The sequence below is a fragment of the Thermostichus vulcanus str. 'Rupite' genome (genome assembly GCF_022848905.1).
Lineage (GTDB): Bacteria > Cyanobacteriota > Cyanobacteriia > Thermostichales > Thermostichaceae > Thermostichus > Thermostichus vulcanus_A.
In genome coordinates this window covers 2865-5376 of record NZ_JAFIRA010000086.1, presented here as the reverse complement: position 1 = coordinate 5376, position 2512 = coordinate 2865, and the positions used below count along the sequence as shown (strand labels likewise).

The following is a 2512-nucleotide window of genomic DNA, read 5'->3' as shown; positions in this document are numbered from 1 at the left end:
CAACAACCGGATCAAGGTAATCAAGCGACAAGGGTATGGGTTTACCAACATTACTAACTTCAGAGCCAGATTATTAGCAGCTTTCTGGCCTTAGTAATCCTTGATCACCATAAGTCCAGGAGAGCCTGGTGGTCTTTGTTCTGGAGAATGTACCAGCGAGTTTGCGGGGAGATTTGAGCCGCTGGTTGTTTGAGGTGAAGGCGGGGGTCTTTACGGGTCGAGTATCAGCTCTGGTTCGAGATGAGTTATGGGCACGGGTGACGAGTAATTTGGGCAATGGTTCTGTCTTGATGCTCTACTCCACCAACTCAGAGCAGGGGTTCTGGGCAAAGAGTATAGGGGATCCCTCTCGGCAGCTTGTAGACATAGAAGGGGTGTTGCTGGTCAAAACCCACTGAAATAGCGAAAAATGGAAGTGTTGTCCCCACACCCGTGGGGGTGAACCGCCATACTCTAATGGGTATTTGCTGGCCATCTTGCGTTGTCCCCACACCCGTGGGGGTGAACCGGTGATTTAGGATGGAATCCTGGTAGTAATGCGGGTTGTCCCCACACCCGTGGGGGTGAACCGTTGATCATAAAGTTTCTAAGTGTTGGAATAAGTGTTGTCCCCACACCCGTGGGGGTGAACCGTGAAAAGGGTGCTGGCAGAGAAATACCAAATTACGTTGTCCCCACACCCGTGGGGGTGAACCGCCAATAGATCTAATAATTTCGATTATTAGAGTGTTGTCCCCACACCCGTGGGGGTGAACCGCAGCACATTAGCAGCCCAACTGATCAAGGCGGCGTTGTCCCCACACCCGTGGGGGTGAACCGGGGACACCGCTAGCAAGCCCGTAAAGGCACGAGTTGTCCCCACACCCGTGGGGGTGAACCGATCCAAGTAAAACTGAGGTTATATGCCCCAGAGTTGTCCCCACACCCGTGGGGGTGAACCGGCTGCTGCTGGATACTGCCACGACAATCAGGTCGTTGTCCCCACACCCGTGGGGGTGAACCGAAAAACGGAAAGGTCACAAAGTCAAAACTGAGTTGTCCCCACACCCGTGGGGGTGAACCGATCTAATCCGCAATGGCCAGTTAAGCAGCACAGTTGTCCCCACACCCGTGGGGGTGAACCGGCGAAATTAACCGGAGTAGATGGCAGATCTAGCGTTGTCCCCACACCCGTGGGGGTGAACCGAGGGCAGGAATGAAAGTCCGAGAGCAGGTAAAGTTGTCCCCACACCCGTGGGGGTGAACCGAGAGGAGGGCTTCAGATTTGACCAAAAAAGAGGTTGTCCCCACACCCGTGGGGGTGAACCGACGACGCAATGAGAGCGGATCCAGGACACTCCGTTGTCCCCACACCCGTGGGGGTGAACCGCCCTGGAGTCGAGCATCGTTACCAGTTCTCCCGTTGTCCCCACACCCGTGGGGGTGAACCGAAAGCTCTTGATTCGCATCCTCAAAGGGAAGGCGTTGTCCCCACACCCGTGGGGGTGAACCGCCCGTCCCGACTACTGAGGACGGGGCGCACCGTGTTGTCCCCACACCCGTGGGGGTGAACCGCAGAGCTGCTGATTTGTGTGGCCCAAGCGGCAGTTGTCCCCACACCCGTGGGGGTGAACCGCATCAATGATAGGCAGTGGATCGTCCAGCCTGCGTTGTCCCCACACCCGTGGGGGTGAACCGAAAGCTCATGATTCGCATCCTCAAAGGGAAGGGTTGTCCCCACACCCGTGGGGGTGAACCGATCAGCCCCAAGAGTTACGGCAATTAGTGTTGGTTGTCCCCACACCCGTGGGGGTGAACCGGTCAAATCCTTATCTGACGCGGATAGGGCAGCGTTGTCCCCACACCCGTGGGGGTGAACCGATTTGCGCCACTGGCACACAGGGCAGAACCTGGTTGTCCCCACACCCGTGGGGGTGAACCGTAGCGTTTTCAACACCCGCTTCGATTTGAAGTGCGTTGTCCCCACACCCGTGGGGGTGAACCGCCCCCGATCACCCCCCCACTCTGAGGGGATCCAGTTGTCCCCACACCCGTGGGGGTGAACCGCCTGAAGACCTAATTGGAAAAGCTGGATCCTCGTTGTCCCCACACCCGTGGGGGTGAACCGTAATCATTAACGGCCCTGACCTTCCCCTAATGGTTGTCCCCACACCCGTGGGGGTGAACCGGGCAAGGCTTGTAATCCAAAATTCAACCCACAGGTTGTCCCCACACCCGTGGGGGTGAACCGTACGACATGGGGTATTGGCGGTACAAATTCGTCAGTTGTCCCCACACCCGTGGGGGTGAACCGGCAGTCGGCACGGGCACCCGTAATCCGGGATCGTTGTCCCCACACCCGTGGGGGTGAACCGGGAAAAGCCTGGTGGAAGATTTAGTTGTCGCCGTTGTCCCCACACCCGTGGGGGTGAACCGCACTCCTTCAGCAGCAGTGAGATTTTGGAGTCGTTGTCCCCACACCCGTGGGGGTGAACCAGGTGGAGCACAAATCAGGCGATTCTCAAATCCAGTT

The 2512-nt window shown here is 57.4% G+C and carries 2 protein-coding genes and 1 CRISPR repeat array; both genes read left to right on the top strand.

Translation table 11 applies throughout. From position 1 onward, the window contains the following. The first annotated feature begins 10 nt into the window (after positions 1-10). Positions 11-94, top strand: coding sequence for a hypothetical protein (locus JX360_RS18165; protein WP_425244331.1), 84 nt, complete (start codon positions 11-13; stop codon positions 92-94). 34 nt (positions 95-128) lie between these two features. Next, positions 129-398, top strand: a complete 270-nt coding sequence (gene cas2e / locus JX360_RS16995) for a type I-E CRISPR-associated endoribonuclease Cas2e (RefSeq protein WP_244353335.1) — start codon at positions 129-131, stop codon at positions 396-398. A gap of 19 nt (positions 399-417) precedes the next feature. Continuing rightward, positions 418-2476: direct repeats of the CRISPR family, unit length 29 nt; unit sequence GTTGTCCCCACACCCGTGGGGGTGAACCG. Positions 2477-2512 lie beyond the last annotated feature (36 nt).